Raw genomic sequence first — 16,124 nt, 5'->3', positions numbered from 1 at the left:
GGGCGCGGGTGGCGCCGGCGGCGAGCGGGGTCGGGGTGGCGGGCAAGCTCGATCTGGATCCGGTGCTGGTGGCGCGGGCGCGGGAGTTGGCGCGTCGGGCCGGGCAGCCGGTGGTGGATCTGGCGCGTAGCCACACGACGGTGTCGGTGGAGCGGGCGGTGTTGCGGTTGGCCGGGGTGACGGGTGCGGATCCGGACGGCATTCCGTGGGTGAACCGGCTGGTGGATGCGGTGGTGGCCGATGTCGGGTTGGGGCACGGGGTGGCGGTGCCGGTGTTCGACGCCCTGGTGCGGGAGCAGATCGGTGACGTGACGTTGCTGGCGCAGAAGGCGGCCGCCGGGTCGGTGCGGTTCCAGTTGCCGGTCGGCAAGGGGGCCACCTCGGCGCGGAAGGCTGCTCGCAAGGCGGTCACCGCGGGCATCCGGCAGATCGACCGGCGGCGGGCCGAGCGGGACCGGCTGGTCAAGCGGTACGGGGATCCGAAGCAGCGGCCCTGGATCTACCTGATCGTGGCCACTGGTGACATCTACGAGGACATTCCGCAGGCGCAGGCGGCGGCGCGGGCGGGGGCGGATGTGATCGCGGTGATCCGCTCCACCGGTCAGTCACTGCTGGACTACGTGCCGGAGGGGGCGACCCGGGAGGGGTTCGCCGGGACGTACGCGACGCAGGAGAACTTCCGGCTGATGCGGGCGGCTCTGGACGAGTCGTCGCGGGAGTTGGGCCGGTACGTGCGGTTGACGAACTACGCGTCGGGTCTGTGCATGCCGGAGATGGCGACCCTGGCGGGGTTGGAGCGTCTGGACATGATGCTCAACGACTCGATGTACGGGATCCTGTTCCGCGACATCAACCCGATCCGCACGTTCGTGGACCAGCGGTTCTCGCGGCAGGTGCACGCGCGGGCGGGGATCATCATCAACACCGGTGAGGACAACTACCTGACCACTGCGGACGCGGTGGACGAGGCGCATACGGTGACGGTGTCGCAGCTGCTCAACGAGTACTTCGCGCACGAGGCGGGGTTGGCGGACTGGCAGCTGGGGTTGGGGCACGCGTTCGAGATCAACCCGGATGTGCCGGAGTCGTTCCGGTTGGAGTTGGCGCATGCGCTGCTGGCGCGGGAGTTGTTCCCGGACGCGCCGTTGAAGTGGATGCCGCCGACGAAGCACATGACCGGTGACGTGTTCCGGGGCAATCTGCTCGACGGGTTCTTCAACCTGGTGGGGACGATGACCGGGCAGGGGATCCTGTTGGTGGGGATGATGACGGAGGCGGTGGTGACGCCGTGGCTGTCGGACCGGGACATCGCCCTGCAGAACGTGCGGTACGTGTTGGGTGCGGCGGGTGGGTTGCACGAGGACTTCGTGCCGGCGCCGGGTGGGTTCATCCAGCAGCGCGCCAACCGGGTGCTCGGTGAGGCGCTGGATCTGTTGGAGCGTATCGGGGACCAGTCGTTGTTGACGGCGATCGCCGAGGGCACGTTCGGGATCATGAAGCGGCCGGCGGACCGGGGCAAGGGCCTGGCGGGGGTGGCTGCCCACGACGTCGACTACTACAACCCGGCCACTGAGATCCTGGAAGGGGACCGCGCGTGACGGCCGCGGCGGAGAAGAAGATCGTCCGGCCGTACGGGGACACCACCGGTGACGGCATGGTGCAGGTGTCGTTCACGTTGCCGGTGCCGCACGACAAGCGGGCCGAGGGCGCGGCGGTGCAGTTGGCGAACAAGATGGGCATCGATCCGGCGATGTTGGTGCACGCCAAGCAGATGGGTGACGGGTTCACCTTCTTCGTGGTGTACGGGCGGGTGAACCATCTGGTGGACCTGTCGGCGGTGCAGGTGGTGGAGCGTGACTTCCCGCTGCTGAGCGCCAAGGAGGTGAACACGGTGGTGAAGCAGCGGCTGCGGCGCAAGTTGTCGGTGGTGGGGGCGTGTATCGGCACGGACGCGCACACGGTGGGCATCGACGCGATCCTCAACGTCAAGGGCATCGCGGGGGAGAAGGGCCTGGAGTACTACCGGGAGTTGAAGGTGACCAACCTGGGTGCGCAGGTGAGCGTGCCGGAGTTGGTGGAGGCGGCCCGGCAGGAGAAGGCCGATGCGGTGCTGGTGTCGCAGGTGGTGACGCAGCGTGACGCGCATTTGCACAACACGCGGGAGATGTCGGCGGCGTTCCGGGAGGCGATGCCGGCGGGGAAGCGGCCGTTGCTGATCGTGGGTGGGCCGCGGTTCGACGAGACGATGACCGGTGAGCTGGGCGTGGATCGCATCTTCGGGCGGGGTACGACTCCGGGTGAGGTGGCGTCGTACCTGGTGCACGCGTTGATCACGGACAAGAAGGCGAGAGCATGACTGACGCACGGCTGGGCTTGACGGTGACGCACCGGCGGTACGTGCCGTATTCGCACGCCCATTACGCGGGGAATCTGGTCGACGGGGCGTACGCGTTGGGGTTGTTCGGTGATGTGGCCACGGAGGTGTGTATCCGCACCGACGGTGACGAGGGGTTGTTCGCGTCGTACGCGGATGTGCAGTTCCGGGCGCCGATGAAGGCCGGTGACGTGTTGGAGGTGACGGCGACGGTGACGCGGGTGGGTACGCGTAGCCGCACCATCGACTTCGTGGCGCGGGTGGTGTGCCGGGGCCGCCCGGACAAGGGTGAGTCGGCGGCGGAGGTGCTCGACGAGGCGGTCGTGGCGGTCACCGCGACCGGCACCGTGGTCGTTCCTGAGTCGGCGTGAGCCTGGCGGTCTGCGCCGACGTCGGGTCGACGTACACGAAGGTGGCGGTGGTGGACCTCGACGGCGGGGTCCTGGTGGCGGGGGCGTCGGCGCCGACGACGGTGGGCACGGACGTGCTGCGTGGTTTGGACGCGGCGGTGGCGGCGGCCACCGACGGGCTCGGGGTGTCCGACGTGCCGTGGTACGTGTGCTCGTCGGCCGGTGGGGGCCTGCGGTTGGCGGTGGTCGGCTACGAGCCGCTGGTCACCGCGCAGGCGGGCCGGCGGGTCGGGTTGTCGGCGGGGGCGAACGTGGTGCACGTGGCCGCCGGCCGGTTGGGCGGAGCCGACCTGGCGGCGTTGCGGGCGGCCCGGCCGGACGTGGTGCTGCTGGTGGGTGGCACCGACGGTGGGGACGCCGAGACGTTGACACACAACGCGACGCGGCTGGCGCGGGCCCGGTGGCGGGTGCCGACGGTGCTGGCCGGCAACGTGCAGGTGCGCGACGAGTTGCGGGCGCTGCTGGTGTCGGCGGGGGTGCCGGTGACGGTGGCGGACAATGTGCTGCCCCGTATCGGGGTGTTGGCGCCGGTGTCGGCGCGGGCGGCGATCCGGGAGGTGTTCCTGCGTCACGTCATCGGCGGCAAGAAGCTGTCGCGGGGTGGCCGGTTCGCCCGGCTGGTGCGGGCGGCGACGCCGGACGCGGTGCTGACCGGGGTGGAGGTGCTCGCCGACGCCGTCGGTGGGGACCTGGTGGTGCTGGACGTAGGGGGCGCCACGACCGACGTGTACTCGGTGCTCACTCCGGACGAGCGGGACAGCGGTCCGGGTCGGGAGGTGGCCGGGACGTTGTGGCGGGCGCGCACCGTGGAGGGGGACCTGGGGATGCGGTGGAGCGCCCCCGGGGTGGTGCGTGCCGCGGCGGAGGAGCGTCTGCTGGCGGTGGGGGAGCAGGACGTGTTGGCGGGGCAGGCGGCGGTGCGGGCGGCGGATCCGGGGTTCCTGCCGGGTGACGACGCGGGCCGGGCGGTCGACGCGCGGATCGCCGCGCTGGCCGCGACGGTGGCGTTGCGTCGGCATGCGCGGGGCGCGGCGACGGGGGAACGCGCGGGCCGGGATCTGCGGGACGTGCGGCTGGTGGTCGGCTCCGGTGGGGTGCTGCGGCATGCGCCGTCGGTCGACGCGGCCGGGGTCGTGGCGGCGGTGCTCGCCGACCATGCCGGTGGGTGGCCGGTGCCGCGTGCCGCGCGGGCGGTGGTGGATGTGGACTACGTGTTGGCCGCCGGGGGGCTGCTGGCCGCCGAGCATCCGGGTGCGGCGCGGGCGTTGCTGTGTCGGCATCTGGTGGCGTGACCGGCCGTGCCGGTGGGTCACGTATCGAGACGCGCCGACGCGACACGCCGTGGCGCAACACACGACAGGCCGGGGTGGGTTGACAGCGGCGGGGGTCCACGCCGTACCGTCTTTGAGTCCTACTACGGGAAGCGGCTGTTGTTCGCTTCGTCCCTTCGTCCGCTGGCCGAGCGACCTTGCGAGTCGCGGCGGCCAGGTCCAGCGGGCGGGGGTCGGCGGGGCGGCGCGAACCGGCCGCGGTTACCGGTGTACGGGCAGGGTGAGGGGCACGGCCAGTAGACAACGGCCAGGCGGGGGCAGCCAGTCCACCGTCGGGTCGGTCCGAAGGTCGGCGTCGCTCGTTCTCGCCCCACCGGCCGGGAAGGGCCTGGGAGCATCGGGGCGCGGCGTATGCCGCGCCCCGATTTCCGTCTCTAGCCGGTGAGGCTGAGCAGCTTCTCGGCCAGCAGGCGGGGTTGGCTCAACGCCAGCAGGTGCCCGCCGGGCAGTTCGTCCGGGTGCACGCCGAGGCGGTCGACGGCCAGGCGGCGTTGGAAGTCGGCCGGGAAGAGCCGGTCGTCGCGGCCGCTGATCACCCGGGTCGGCACGTCGGGCCATGCGCGCAGCGGGTTGGGCCGGACGAATGCCGCGTCGGACTCCTGCGGCCCGTCGCTCATCCGGGCGAACACGTCGGCGGGCACGTCGTGCAGGAAGTCGACCGCGAGGTCGATGTCGGCGTGCGGGTCGCGGCCCTGCGCGGCGGCGTACGCGGCGCGGGCCTGGGCGTGGCCGGTGGCCGCCCACCAGTCGCCGGGTGTCTCACCCGGCGCGGGGATCATCGGGTTGACCAGCACCAGCAGCCGCACCGCCGGGTGGTCGGCGACGAGCGCGGCGGTGAACGCGCCCATCGACTGGGCCACCAGCACCACCTCGGGGTGGGTGTCGACGACGGCGCGGACGGCGGCGGCGTACTCGGGCAGGGCGGCGTCGGGGTCGGCGGCCGGCAGCGGCACCGCCACGGCGCGGTGGCCCCGGGTGTGCAGTTCGTCGACGAGCAGGTCCCAGTAGCGGGGATCGCCACCGGCGCCGGGGATCAGCACGTGGATCACTGTCGGGCCTGCCCGACGATGTCCTCGGCGGTGCCGCCGCCGGGGAAGCGGGTGACGAAGTCGAGCACCCCGACCCAGGTGGGGCGCAGCGCGATGCGCGCCATGACCAGGTCGGGGTGGTCGATCTCGGCGAGTGTCGCGGCGGCCTGTTCGGCGCCGCGGTAGCGCTCGTGGGCCGCGATGTACTCGGCGACGACCCCGCGTACGTCGGTGACGGTGACCGGGCCGCGTAGCAGCAGCACTCGGGGAGGGTCGCCGGCGGTGTCGATGGTGACGGCGACGTGCGGGCGGGCACGCAGGTGGGCGATCTTGCGGGCGCCGCCGAAGGTGCTGAACACCACCTCCTCGCCGGTGAAGTGGAACATCATCGGCATCACCCGTGGGGTGCCGTCCGGGGCGACGTAGGCGAGGCGGGCCAGCTCGGTGGAGGTGAGCAGCTCGCGGGCCAGGTCGGTGTCGAGCAGGCGCGGGTCGCCCTGCGGCAGGTCGGTCTCGGTCGTCATGCACCCTCTCCTCGGTCACTCCTAACCTAGGAGTGACAACTACGGGTGCACAACTGCTTTCGGCTACGCTGTCGCCCATGCGCTCCTACGACGACCCGTGCGGGGTCGCCCGCGCGTTGGCCGCCGTGGGGGAACGGTGGTCGCTGCTGGTGGTCCGGGAGCTGCTGCTCGGGCCGAAACGCTTCGCCGAGCTCAACCGTGGCCTGCCCGGCATGAGTCCCAACGTGCTCTCCCAGCGGCTGCGCGACCTGCAGGCCGCCGGCGTGCTGACCCGCCGCACCCTCGGCCCGCCGGTCAGCGCCGGTGTCTACGAGCTGACCGAGTGGGGCCGCGAACTCGACGCGGTGCTGCTCGCGCTGGGCCGGTGGGGGGCCCGGGCGCCGCTGAGCAGCGCCGCCGGGCTCGGCGTCGACGCGCTGATGCTCGCCCTGCGCACCACGTACGTGCCGGGCCTTGCCGCCGGGCCGCGCGGCGTCGTGCGGCTGCGGCTGGGGGTGGACTCGTTCACCGTCGAGGCCACCGGGGAGGAGCTGCGCGTCACGCGCGGCGATGCCGGGCGACCCGACGCCACCGTCGACACCGACCCGACGACGCTGCGCGACGTGGTGTTCGGGGCGCGGACCCTCACCGACGCCGTCGCGGCCGGGGCGATCGGCGTCACCGGCGACCGGGACACCGCCGCGCGCCTGCTGGGAAGCTTCCGCAGGCCCGAGCCTGCCGGCACCGCACCGACGGGCGCGGCGGCCGGGTAGCCTTCGGCCCGTGATCGTGGTGAGGTGCCGGTGACGACGCTCGACCGGGATGAGACGCGTGCCACCGAGGTGGTACGCCGCGACGATGTCCCGCGCGCGATGCCGCTGCGGTGGGCCGTGCCGGCGGCGGTGGTGGCCGGGTTGACGATGCTGCTGGCGTTCCCCCCGTACGGGCTGTGGCCGCTGGCGCCGCTCGGGGTGGCGCTGCTGGCCGTCGCGGCGCACCGGCGGCGGATGCGCGCCGGCGCCGGCCTGGGCTTCCTCACCGGGGTGGCGCTGTTCGCGCCGATGCTGGAGTGGACCAACCTGCACACCGGTTACCTGCCGTGGGTGCTGCTGTCGTTGTTGCAGGCCGGCTACCTGGCGCTGCTCGGCGCGGCGACGGCGTGGGTGTCGCCGCTGGCCGACCGGCGGCGGTGGGCGTGGCCGCTGCTGACCGCGCTGCTGTGGGTGGCGCAGGAGGCGCTGCGCTCGCGTACCCCGTTCGGCGGGTTCCCGTGGGGCCGGTTGGCGTTCAGCCAGGACACCTCCCCGCTGCTGCGGCTGGCCTGGCTCGGTGGCGCGCCGCTGGTGACCTTCGCCGTGGCGCTGGTCGGTGGGCTGCTGGCCGCCGCGCTGTGGCGGCGCTGGCCGGGCCGTACGCCGGGGGCGTGGGCGCCGGTGGCGGCGTCGACCGCCGTCGCGCTCGCCGTCACCGGCGGGGCGCTGCTGCTGCCCACCGGCGCCACCGGCACCGGCCGGACGGTGAACGTGGCGGTCGTGCAGGGCAACGTGCCCCGGCTGGGTCTGGACTTCAACGCCCAGCGGCAGGCGGTGCTGAACAACCACGTCGACGCCACCCTGGAGCTGGCCGCCCGGGTCGACGCCGGCGAACAGCCCCGCCCGGACCTGGTGGTGTGGCCGGAGAACTCCTCCGACATCGACCCGCTGCGCAACGCCTCCGCCGGGGAGCGGATCTCCCGCGCCGCCGAGGCGATCGACGCGCCGATCCTGGTCGGGGCGGTGCTGCGCGGCCCCGGGCCCAAACAGGTGCGCAACGCGGGAATCCTGTGGCGCCCGGGCAGCGGGGCGGATGAGTCGCAGCTGTACACCAAACGCCACCCGGTGCCGTTCGCCGAGTACGTGCCGCTGCGCCGCATCGCCCGGATGGTCAGTGAGCAGGTCGACCTGGTCCGCAACGACTTCGTCGCCGGGGACACCCCCGGTGTGGTGCGCTCCGGTCCGGCGGTGCTCGGCGACGTGATCTGCTTCGAGGTCGCCTACGACGGGCTGGTCCGCGACACCGTCGACGGCGGGGCGCAGATGCTGGTGGTGCAGACCAACAACGCCACCTTCGACGTCGCCGAGGCCCGCCAGCAGCTGGCCATGGTGCGGCTGCGGGCCGTCGAGCACGGCCGTGGGGCGTTGATGGCCTCCACGGTGGGGGTGTCCGGGTTCGTGACCCCCGACGGGCGGGTAAGCGGCGCCACCGGGTTCAACACCCGCGCGGTGGTGCTGCGGCAGGTGGCCCTCGCCGACGGCCGGACGCCGGCCACCCGGGCCGGGGTGTGGCCGGAGGTGGCCCTGACCGGGCTGGCGGTGGCGCTGCTGCTGGCCGCGGCCGGGACACGTCGCCGCGCACGCGCCGGAGGGTAGCCGCCGGCGTCGACGCGAAAGGGGTGCGGTGAGCGTGCCGATCGACGGCGTGGGGCGGGTGCTGGTGGTCATCCCCACCTACAACGAGGCCGACAACGTCACCGACGTCGTGCGCCGGGTCCGCGCCGCCGCCCCGGCGGTGGACGTCCTCGTCGCCGACGACAACAGCCCCGACGGCACCGGCGCGCTCGCCGACGCGATGGCCGCCACCGACGGGCACGTGCACGTGCTGCACCGTCCCGGCAAGGCGGGGCTCGGCGCGGCGTACCTGGCCGGGTTCGCGTGGGCGCGGCAACGGGGCTACGACGCGGTGGTGGAGATGGACGCCGACGGCTCGCACGCCCCGGAGGACCTGCCCGCGCTGCTGGCCGCCGCCCGCGACGCCGACGTGGTCATCGGGTCGCGGTGGACCGGTGGGGCGAAGGTGGTGAACTGGCCGGTGCGGCGGCTGTTGTTGTCGCGGTGCGGCAACCTGTACGCGCGGCTGGCGCTGGGCATGCCGGTCAGCGACGCCACCGGCGGGTACCGGGTGTACCGCACGGCGGCGTTGCGGGCGATGGCGCTGGAGTCGGTCTGCTCGCAGGGGTACGCGTTCCAGGTGGAGCTGTCGCGGCTGGCGCACCGGGCGGGGGTGCGGATCGTGGAGGTGCCGATCACGTTCGCCGAGCGGGAACGGGGCGCGAGCAAGATGAGCCCGCTGATCGTGGCGGAGGCGCTGTGGCGGATCACCACGTGGGGGTTGCGTGACCGTGGGGTGCGTCGGGGCCGGGCGGGTCACGACCGGTGGCCGTGAGCGCCGGACGTGTCATGCTGGAGGGGCGGATTCCCGCCCCGGGTCCGGTGTGCCGGCCGGTGAGCGGGTGCCGTACGACGCGGATGAGGTGAGATGCGCCGATACCTGAGGTTCGTGCCGCTGGCGCTGCTGCTGGCGGTGGTGCTGGAGTTGGCGGTGTTCGTCGGGGTGGGCCGGGCGATCGGGTACGGCTCGGCGGTGCTGCTGGGGTTCGCGGCGTCGCTGCTGGGGCTGGTGCTGCTGCGCCGCGAGGGGATGCGGGCGTGGCGGGGGTTCCGGGCGTCCGTGCAGTCGCGGCAGCCGCCGGGGCGGCAGGTGACCGACGGGCTGGTGGGGTTGCTGGGTGCGCTGCTGCTGGCCGTTCCGGGTCTGCTCAGCGCGGCGGTGGGGCTGTTGTTGCTGGTGCCGCCGGTGCGCCGGCTGGCCCGCGCCGGGGTGCAGCGGGCCACCGAGCGGCGGGTGTCGTCGATGGTCGCCGGTGACCTGTTCGGGCCGCGTACGGTGCGGGTGCGCCGGGGGGACGCGCAGCCGTCGGCCGCGGCGGACGAGCCGGTGGTCCTCGACGGCGCTCAGGCGATCGAGGGCGAGATCGTGGAGCCGCGGCAGGGCTGAGCCCCGCTCAGCCGGGTTCCCGGCCGGCCCAGTGGTGTTCCTGGGCGAGGCGGCGCAGCGCGCCCAGGACCCGTTCCATCAGCACGGTGCCCGCCACGACCCGTTCGACGACCTCGTCGCGGGCCAGGTCGGTGGGGACACCGGCGACCTCCGCGGCGGCGAGGGGTTCCACCGCCTCGACGTACGGGGTCAGCAGGCGGGTCACGGCGTCGGCGGTGTCGACGGGCGGTGCGCCCGAGTCACGCAAGCCGGCCAGCGCGGTCAGGACGGCGGCCAGTTCGGCGCGGGCGGGGGCGTCGGGGCGTACCTGCCAGCCGCGCCGGTCGAGGAACGCGTCGACGGCGGCGCCCGCCTCGGGTGAGGCGCCGGCGTGCGCGCCGGCATCGGCGAGGGCCCGGTGGACCACGCCGAGGACCTCGTGCAGCGGCAGGTCGGCATCGTCGATGGCGTCGCAGACGCGGCGGCTGGCGTCGACGCTGAGCCGGCCGATCTCGATCAGCGCGCGGACCAGCCGCAGCCGGCGCACGTGGCGCGCGTCGTAGCGGGCCTGGTTGGCGGCGGTGGGGGTGCCCTTGGGCAGCAGGCCGACGCGCAGGTACCACTTCACGGTCGCCGTCGGTACGCCGACGGCGCGGCTCAGATCGGACAGGCGCATGGTGGGAGCCTACTCGACACCGGATAGTGGGGAGCGCTACTCTCCATTTCATGGTGAAGATCCTCCTGGTGGGAGCGACCGGCGGAACCGGTCAGGCCGTGCGGGAACTGGCCCCGGCGGCCGGGCACGACGTGGTGGCGCTGGTACGCCACCCTGCGGTGCCCCGGCTGCCCGGCGCGAGCGTGGCACACGGCGACGTGCGCGACCCCGAGGCGCTCACCCGTGCGCTGGCCGGAATCGACGCGGTCGTCAGCTGCCTCGGCGTACGAATCGGGCAGCAACCGGGCACCGTGCGATCGACGGGCACCGCCACCCTGGTCGCGGCGATGGCCGCGAGCGGGGTGCGCCGGCTGGTCAGCGTGTCCACCGTCGGCGTCGGGGAGAGCGTCGCGGCGCAGAGCCGCACCGCCTGGCTGCTGTGGCCCCGCCTCGTCGGCGCCGAGCGGCTGGCCGAGGCCGAGCGCGCCGAGGCGGCGGTGCGCGGCAGTGACCTGGACTGGACGATCGTGCGCCCACCCCGGCTGGTCGACGGCCCCGACACGCCGGTCGCCGTCGGCGTCGACCTGCCGACCGGGCTGCGCTCGCAGCTGACGCGCGCCGCGCTGGCGCGGACGCTGCTCGACCTGGTCGACACGGGCGCGCACCGCCGGGGCTGCGTGACCGTCGTGCGGCGCTGAGCACGACGAAGCCCCCGCAGGAGACGGGCTCTGCGGGGGCTTCGTCGTGCTCGCTCAGGCGCGGCCGCGGCGGGTGCGGACCTCCTGCAGCCGCTCGGCGAGGATGTCCTCCAGCTCGGCGATGGAGCGGCGCTCCAGCAGCATGTCCCAGTGGGTACGCGGCGGCTTGGCCTTCTTCTGCTCCGGCTCGGTGCCGTCGACCAGCCGGGCGACACTGCCGTCGAACTTGCACTCCCAGGTCGTGGGGACCTCGGCGTCGACGGCGAACGGCACCTCGAACTGGTGGCCCTTGGCGCACAGGTACTCGCGGGTCTGACGCGGCGCGAGCTCCGTGTTGCGGTCGGATTCGTAGCTGACCGCGCCCAGACGGCTTCCGCGCAGCATACGCTCGCCCATGATCGACTTCCCCTCGTTCGTGGTGCTGGTCTTCTCGGTGTAACGGCCCGTCGCCGCCGGGGCATTCCCGCCCAGGTGGGTGACCGGCCCGGTGGCCCCTGCAAGGGTAGCCGCCCATGACCGGTACCCGGCGGGGTCGTCCCCGGCCGGGTCGAATCGTATGCGTGTTTCGGCGTTCACCGGGGATGTTAGCCGCCCCCAGGTGTGCCGGAGGTGACGATGAGCGGTGACGCGCCGGTCGACGCCCGACGCCCCGGCGGGAAGACCTTCTTCGGTCACCCGCGGGCGCTGTCGACCCTGTTCCTCACCGAGATGTGGGAACGCTTCAGCTTCTACGGCATGCGGGCCATCCTGGTGCTGTACCTGACCGCGGCGGTCGCCGAGGACGGCCTGGGCCTGCGCGAGTCCACCGCCAGCGCCGTCTACGGCACCTACAACGCCATGGTCTACCTGATGGCGCTGCCCGGCGGGTGGATCGCCGACCGGCTGATCGGCGCGCGGCGCAGCGTGCTGGCCGGCGGGGTGGTCATCGCCGCCGGGCACTACGTGATGGCGATCCCCACCCGGTGGAGCGTCTTCGCCGGCATGACCCTGATCGTGCTCGGCACCGGCCTGCTCAAACCGAACATCTCGACCATGGTCGGCGACCTGTACGACCGGGACTCCCCACGCCGCGACGCCGGGTTCTCCCTCTTCTACATGGGCATCAACCTCGGCGCGTTCATCGCCCCGCTGGTCTGCGGCTTCCTCGGCGAGAAGATCAACTGGCACCTGGGGTTCGGGGCCGCCGCGATCGGCATGACCTTCGGCGTGCTGCAGTACGTCCTCGGCCGGCGCCACCTCGGCGACGCCGGCGCCCGCCCCGCCGACCCGCTGCTCGGCGCCGACCGCCGCCGCGCGCTGCGGCGCATCGGCATCGGCGTGCTGGTGCTGGCGCTGGTGCTCGCCGCGCTCGCCGTCGCCGGGCTGTTCACCGTCAACAGCGTGGTCAACCTGCTCACCGTCGCCACCGTCGTGATCACCATCGGCTACTTCGCCCGGATCCTCACCGACCAGGAGATCAGCGGCACCGAACGCCTGCGGATGAAGGCGTACCTGTGGCTGTTCGTCTTCGCCGCCTCGTTCTGGCTGATCTACGACCAGGCCGGGTCGGTGCTGAACATCTTCGCCGCCGACAACACCGACCGCGACGTGCTCGGCTTCACCTTCCCCGCCTCGTGGCTGCAGTCGGTCAACCCGATCCTGATCATCATCGGGGCGCCGCTGGCCGCCTGGCTGTGGCTACGCCTGGGCCACCGGGTCTCCACCCCGGTGAAGTTCGCCGTCGGCCTGGTCCTCAACGGCCTGTCGTTCGTGCTGATGGCCGCCGCCGCGCAGGCCGCCGTCGGCGGGGACCTGGTCTCCCCGTGGTGGCTGATCGCCGTGTACGCCATCCAGGTCGCCGGTGAGCTGTCCCTGAGCCCCGTCGGCCTGTCCGCCACCACCAAGCTCGCCCCGGTCAAGTACGCCAGCCAGATGATGGGCCTGTGGTTCCTCGCCACCGCCGTCGGCGACGCGATCGGCGGGCAGGTGGCCCGGCTGGCCGAGACCTGGCCCGAACCGACGTACTTCCTGACCTTCGGGCTGGCCTCGGTGGCGCTGGGCCTGGGCGCGATGATGGCCGGGCGGCACGTCTCCCGGCTGATGGCCGGCATCCACTGAGCTGCCACCTGTGGGGGAGGTGCGCGGGCACCCGGCGGCGATAGCATCCGCGGCATGGCCCCCACCACGAGCGTGCACCCCGGCGCCTGCCCCCTGGACTGCCCGGACACCTGCGCCTGGCAGCTCACCGTCACCGACGGCCGGGCCGTGGCGCTGCGCGGCGACCCCGGGCACCCGTTCACCCGGGGCGCGCTGTGCGGCAAGGTCAATCGCTACCTCGACGCGGTCAACGGCCCCGACCGGCTCACCACCCCGCTGGTGCGGGTCGGTCCGAAGGGGGTCGGCCCGGTGTCGTACCGGCCGGCGAGCTGGGACGAGGCCGTGGCGCGGGTCGCCGACGGGCTGCGCGCCGGCATCGAGCGGCACGGCCCGCAGTCGATCCTGCCGTACTACTTCGCCGGCACCATGGGGCTGGTGCAGGGCTGGACGATGGGACCGCGGCTCTTCGCCCACCTCGGGGCGTCCCGGCTGCGCACCACCATCTGCACCGCTGCCGCCCGGGCCGCCCTCGCCTCGATCTACGGCGGGTCCGTCGGCTTCGAACCGGAGTCGATCGTCGAGGCGAAGCTGATCGTGCTGTGGGGGGCGAACCTGCTCTCGACCAACCTGCACCACTGGCCGTTCGTGCAGGAGGCCCGCCGGCGCGGCGCGTACGTGGTGACCGTCGATCCGCTGCGCACCGACACCGCCGCCCGCAGCGACGAGCACGTCGCCCCGCTGCCCGGCACCGACGCCGCGCTCGCCCTGGGGCTGATGCGCCACATCCGCGACCTCGGCGCCGCCGACACCGAATGGCTCGCCGCGCACACCACCGGCTGGGACCGGCTGCGGGACCGACTCGACGAGTGGCCGGTCGAACGGGCCGCCGCCGTGTGCGGCCTCGACGTCGACGTGCTGCGCCGCCTCGGCGACCGGATCGCCACCACCCGCCCCACCGCCATCCGCGTCGGGCTCGGCCTGCAACGGCACGCCGGCGCCGGGCAGGCCGTCCGGGCCATCGCGGCCATCCCGCTGCTCACCGGAGACTTCCGCCACCCCGGCGGCGGCGCCCTGGTCACCACCAGCGGACACCACCGCATCGACCCCGACCGGGTGGCCCGCCCGGCGGACCTGCCCACCCCGCCGGCCCGGTCGATCAACATGAGCCGGCTCGCCGCCGCGCTGACCGACGAGGCCGACCCGCCGGTCAGCGCCCTGGTCGTCTTCGACGCCAACCCCGCCGCCACCGTCCCCGACCAGAACCGGCTGCGGCAGGGGCTGGGCCGCGCGGACCTGTTCACCGTGGTGCTGGAACAACGCTGGACCGACACCTGCGACTTCGCCGACGTGGTGCTGCCGGCCACCATGCAGCCCGAACACCTCGACCTGCACACCTCCTACGGCCACCACTACGCCACCCTCAACCTGCCGGCGACCGTCGCGCCCGGCGAGGCGTTGCCCAACACCGAGATCTTCCGGCGCATCGCCGCCGCCCTCGGCCTGCAGCATCCCCGGCTGCGCGACAGCGACACCGACCTGGCCCGGCAACTGCTCGACGGCAGCGGCGTCAGCTACGAGGAACTCGAGGAGGCCACCTACGCCCGCGCCACCGGCGTCGAGGTCGGCACCGCCCCGTACGCCAAGGGCGGCTTCCCCACCCGCGACGGACGGGCCCGGCTGTACGACCCGCAGCTCACCGCGCAGGGCGTCGACCCGCTCGTCGGCTACACCCCGCCCGCCGAGACCGGCGACGCCGACCTGGCCCGCCGATTCCCGCTGGCGCTGATCTCCCCGGCCGGCCGGTACCTGATGAACTCGACCTTCGCGTCGCTGCCCTGGCACCTCAAGCGCACCGGCCCGCCCCGCATCCACCTGCACCCCGACGACGCCGCCGCCCGGGGTCTCGCCGACGGCGACACCGCGCGGGTGCACAACGACCGGGGTGAGTTCCTCGCCACCGTCGCCGTCGACGACGCCACCCGGGCGGGGCTGGCGTTCACCTACAAGGCGTACTGGGCACGGTTGAGCCCCGGCGGCAGCACCGTCAACGCGGTCACCGCCGTGCGCGACACCGACCTCGGTGGCGGACCGACCTTCCACGACACCCGTGTCGAGGTGCAGGCCGTCCCGGCTCAGCCGGCCTGAGCCGGGGTCCCGAGCCGGGCCAGCGCCGCCGCGAGGTCGCTGACCTGGTCGGCGAGCTGCCCGGCGCGGCGCTGGGCGGCGTCGGCGTCGGCCTCGGCCGCGCGCAGGCGTACCTCCAGTTCGGTCAGGCGGGCCTGCGCGGCGGCTACGGTCTGCCGCGACGCGGCCAGCTCCGCGGTGGCCGTGTCGCGCTGCCCGAGCGCGGCGGCCACCTCCTCCCGTGCACGCGCCGACGTCGCGGCGGCCTCCTCCCGGATGCGTTCGGCGGCCGCCCGCGCGGCGTCGCGGTCGCGGGTCGCCGCCTCGGCGTCCGCGCGGGCCTGCCGGGCCTGCCCGGCGTGCCGGTCGGCGTCGGCCCGCGCCGCCGCCGCGTCGGCGCCCGCCTGCTGTGCGCGGGCGAGGGCCTCGGCAGCCGCGGCGGTGGCCCGCTGCGCGTCGGCGTGGGCGGCGTCGCGGGCGACGGACAGGTCGGCGGCGCGCTGCCGCTCGCTGTCCCGCTCCGCCCGCAGGCCCCGCAGTTCGTGGCGGGCGGCGTCGCGGTCCCGCTCGGCCTGCACCCGCAACGCCTCGGCGGCCCCGGCGTCGCGGCGGGCGGCCTCGGCGGCGGTCTCGGCTCGCAGCGCATGCTCGGCGGCGGCGGCGGCCCGGCCGTCGGCCTGCCGCGCCCGCGCCTCGGCGGCGTCACGGTCGGCGACGGCGAGGCGGGCCTCCTGCCGGGCGCGGGCCGCGTCGACGCTCGCGGCCTCGGCCTCGGCGCGGGCCTCGTCGCGTTCGGTGTGCGCCTGGGCGACCTGCGCGGCGGTCTCGGCGCGTAGCTGGGCGAGCTGCCGTTCGACCCCGACCGGGGACAGCTCGGCGTGCAGCGCCTCGGTCAGCGTCTCCACGATCTGGTCGAGCCGGTCCACCGCCTCCCAGGTGCGCGCGACCTGCCCGGGCAGGCCGGGGGCGTTGCGGTGGCGCATCCGGGAGTTGCGCGACGCCCGCTGGCAGGCGCCGTCGTTGTCCCGGCAGTACCGGAACGGCCGGCCCGCGCCGGCACGCTGCGGCACGTCGCGTCCACAGTGTGCGCAAGGGCGGGTCTCGGCGGGAGCGGGCTGGGCGTCCATCGAGGC

16 protein-coding genes are annotated in these 16,124 nt (G+C 74.2%); 11 read left to right on the top strand and 5 right to left on the bottom strand.

Going from position 1 to position 16,124, the window contains the following annotated elements; translation table 11 throughout:
• Positions 1–35: 35 nt before the first annotated feature.
• From ACPFP2_RS17050 to ACPFP2_RS17035, 4 genes are read left to right on the top strand one after another with little or no spacing between them, the layout of a single operon-like run.
• The gene (locus ACPFP2_RS17050) at positions 36–1,598 is read left to right on the top strand and encodes a lysine 5,6-aminomutase subunit alpha (RefSeq protein ID WP_424090185.1); all 1,563 of its coding nucleotides are present in this window, start codon (positions 36–38) and stop codon (positions 1,596–1,598) included.
• Positions 1,595–2,356 carry an OAM dimerization domain-containing protein gene (locus ACPFP2_RS17045; protein WP_424090153.1) on the top strand — a complete coding sequence of 254 codons (762 nt, stop codon included), beginning with the start codon at positions 1,595–1,597 and terminating at the stop codon, positions 2,354–2,356. Before ACPFP2_RS17050 ends, ACPFP2_RS17045 begins: the two co-directional genes overlap by 4 nt.
• Positions 2,353–2,745, top strand: a complete 393-nt coding sequence (locus ACPFP2_RS17040) for a hotdog domain-containing protein (protein WP_424090152.1) — start codon at positions 2,353–2,355, stop codon at positions 2,743–2,745. The genes ACPFP2_RS17045 and ACPFP2_RS17040 overlap by 4 nt, the downstream gene beginning before the upstream one ends.
• On the top strand, positions 2,742–4,076 hold the full coding sequence (locus ACPFP2_RS17035) for a glutamate mutase L (RefSeq protein ID WP_424090151.1): 1,335 nt from the start codon (positions 2,742–2,744) through the stop codon (positions 4,074–4,076). Before ACPFP2_RS17040 ends, ACPFP2_RS17035 begins: the two co-directional genes overlap by 4 nt.
• A gap of 413 nt (positions 4,077–4,489) precedes the next feature.
• On the opposite strand, the gene ACPFP2_RS17030 is transcribed toward ACPFP2_RS17035, so the two are convergent.
• Both ACPFP2_RS17030 and ACPFP2_RS17025 read right to left on the bottom strand, forming a co-directional pair.
• Complete coding sequence (locus ACPFP2_RS17030; protein ID WP_424090150.1) at positions 4,490–5,155, bottom strand: alpha/beta fold hydrolase; 666 nt, start codon at positions 5,153–5,155, stop codon at positions 4,490–4,492.
• 5 nt (positions 5,156–5,160) lie between these two features.
• Entirely contained in the window at positions 5,161–5,667 is a 507-nt protein-coding gene (locus ACPFP2_RS17025; protein WP_424090149.1) for a pyridoxamine 5'-phosphate oxidase family protein, read from the bottom strand.
• 77 nt (positions 5,668–5,744) lie between these two features.
• Here ACPFP2_RS17025 and ACPFP2_RS17020 point away from each other — a divergent pair, with 77 nt between their 5' ends.
• The 4 genes from ACPFP2_RS17020 to ACPFP2_RS17005 all read left to right on the top strand — a co-directional run bounded on the left by ACPFP2_RS17020 (position 5,745) and on the right by ACPFP2_RS17005 (position 9,459).
• Entirely contained in the window at positions 5,745–6,419 is a 675-nt protein-coding gene (locus ACPFP2_RS17020) for a winged helix-turn-helix transcriptional regulator (RefSeq protein ID WP_424090148.1), read from the top strand.
• Between the two features lie 99 nt (positions 6,420–6,518).
• Positions 6,519–8,054 (top strand): apolipoprotein N-acyltransferase, encoded by a 1,536-nt coding sequence (gene lnt, locus ACPFP2_RS17015; protein ID WP_424090184.1) that lies wholly within the window; start codon positions 6,519–6,521, stop codon positions 8,052–8,054.
• Between the two features lie 28 nt (positions 8,055–8,082).
• Positions 8,083–8,847, top strand: coding sequence for a polyprenol monophosphomannose synthase (locus ACPFP2_RS17010; protein WP_424090147.1), 765 nt, complete (start codon positions 8,083–8,085; stop codon positions 8,845–8,847).
• Between the two features lie 93 nt (positions 8,848–8,940).
• Complete coding sequence (locus tag ACPFP2_RS17005; RefSeq protein ID WP_424090146.1) at positions 8,941–9,459, top strand: FxsA family protein; 519 nt, start codon at positions 8,941–8,943, stop codon at positions 9,457–9,459.
• Between the two features lie 7 nt (positions 9,460–9,466).
• Here the strand turns inward: ACPFP2_RS17005 and ACPFP2_RS17000 are convergent, their stop codons facing one another.
• Positions 9,467–10,114 (bottom strand): MerR family transcriptional regulator, encoded by a 648-nt coding sequence (locus ACPFP2_RS17000; RefSeq protein ID WP_424090145.1) that lies wholly within the window; start codon positions 10,112–10,114, stop codon positions 9,467–9,469.
• A 50-nt stretch (positions 10,115–10,164) separates the two neighbouring features.
• On the opposite strand from ACPFP2_RS17000, the gene ACPFP2_RS16995 reads away from it, so the two are divergent.
• Complete coding sequence (locus ACPFP2_RS16995; protein WP_424090144.1) at positions 10,165–10,791, top strand: NAD(P)-dependent oxidoreductase; 627 nt, start codon at positions 10,165–10,167, stop codon at positions 10,789–10,791.
• A 54-nt stretch (positions 10,792–10,845) separates the two neighbouring features.
• Here ACPFP2_RS16995 and ACPFP2_RS16990 read toward each other — a convergent pair whose 3' ends face one another.
• Positions 10,846–11,187, bottom strand: coding sequence for an RNA polymerase-binding protein RbpA (locus ACPFP2_RS16990; RefSeq protein WP_007070998.1), 342 nt, complete (start codon positions 11,185–11,187; stop codon positions 10,846–10,848).
• Positions 11,188–11,406: 219 nt separating this feature from the next.
• Between ACPFP2_RS16990 and ACPFP2_RS16985 the strand changes: the two genes are divergently transcribed.
• Both ACPFP2_RS16985 and ACPFP2_RS16980 read left to right on the top strand, forming a co-directional pair.
• Complete coding sequence (locus ACPFP2_RS16985; RefSeq protein ID WP_424090143.1) at positions 11,407–12,888, top strand: peptide MFS transporter; 1,482 nt, start codon at positions 11,407–11,409, stop codon at positions 12,886–12,888.
• Positions 12,889–12,942: 54 nt separating this feature from the next.
• Positions 12,943–15,012, top strand: a complete 2,070-nt coding sequence (locus ACPFP2_RS16980) for a molybdopterin-containing oxidoreductase family protein (RefSeq protein ID WP_424090142.1) — start codon at positions 12,943–12,945, stop codon at positions 15,010–15,012.
• Here ACPFP2_RS16980 and ACPFP2_RS16975 read toward each other — a convergent pair.
• Complete coding sequence (locus tag ACPFP2_RS16975) at positions 15,000–16,118, bottom strand: hypothetical protein (RefSeq protein ID WP_424090141.1); 1,119 nt, start codon at positions 16,116–16,118, stop codon at positions 15,000–15,002. The two genes, ACPFP2_RS16980 and ACPFP2_RS16975, sit on opposite strands and share 13 nt — an antisense overlap.
• Between the last annotated feature and the right edge of the window lie 6 nt (positions 16,119–16,124).

This window comes from Micromonospora citrea, assembly GCF_049629545.1.
In the GTDB taxonomy this organism is placed as follows: Bacteria; Actinomycetota; Actinomycetes; order Mycobacteriales; family Micromonosporaceae; genus Micromonospora; species Micromonospora citrea_A.
The sequence above is the reverse complement of the archived record's forward strand: the minus strand, read 5'-3'. Positions and strand labels throughout refer to the sequence as shown.

Coding starts and splice junctions, on each gene's coding strand:
- ACPFP2_RS17040 (WP_424090152.1), top strand. CDS start 2,353: ATGACTGACGCACGGCTGGGCTTGACGGTGACGCACCGGCGGTACGTG.
- ACPFP2_RS17025 (WP_424090149.1), bottom strand. CDS start 5,667: ATGACGACCGAGACCGACCTGCCGCAGGGCGACCCGCGCCTGCTCGAC.
- ACPFP2_RS17020 (WP_424090148.1), top strand. CDS start 5,745: ATGCGCTCCTACGACGACCCGTGCGGGGTCGCCCGCGCGTTGGCCGCC.
- lnt (WP_424090184.1), top strand. CDS start 6,519: ATGCCGCTGCGGTGGGCCGTGCCGGCGGCGGTGGTGGCCGGGTTGACG.
- ACPFP2_RS17005 (WP_424090146.1), top strand. CDS start 8,941: ATGCGCCGATACCTGAGGTTCGTGCCGCTGGCGCTGCTGCTGGCGGTG.
- ACPFP2_RS17000 (WP_424090145.1), bottom strand. CDS start 10,114: ATGCGCCTGTCCGATCTGAGCCGCGCCGTCGGCGTACCGACGGCGACC.
- ACPFP2_RS16995 (WP_424090144.1), top strand. CDS start 10,165: ATGGTGAAGATCCTCCTGGTGGGAGCGACCGGCGGAACCGGTCAGGCC.
- ACPFP2_RS16990 (WP_007070998.1), bottom strand. CDS start 11,187: ATGGGCGAGCGTATGCTGCGCGGAAGCCGTCTGGGCGCGGTCAGCTAC.
- ACPFP2_RS16985 (WP_424090143.1), top strand. CDS start 11,407: ATGAGCGGTGACGCGCCGGTCGACGCCCGACGCCCCGGCGGGAAGACC.
- ACPFP2_RS16980 (WP_424090142.1), top strand. CDS start 12,943: ATGGCCCCCACCACGAGCGTGCACCCCGGCGCCTGCCCCCTGGACTGC.
- ACPFP2_RS16975 (WP_424090141.1), bottom strand. CDS start 16,118: ATGGACGCCCAGCCCGCTCCCGCCGAGACCCGCCCTTGCGCACACTGT.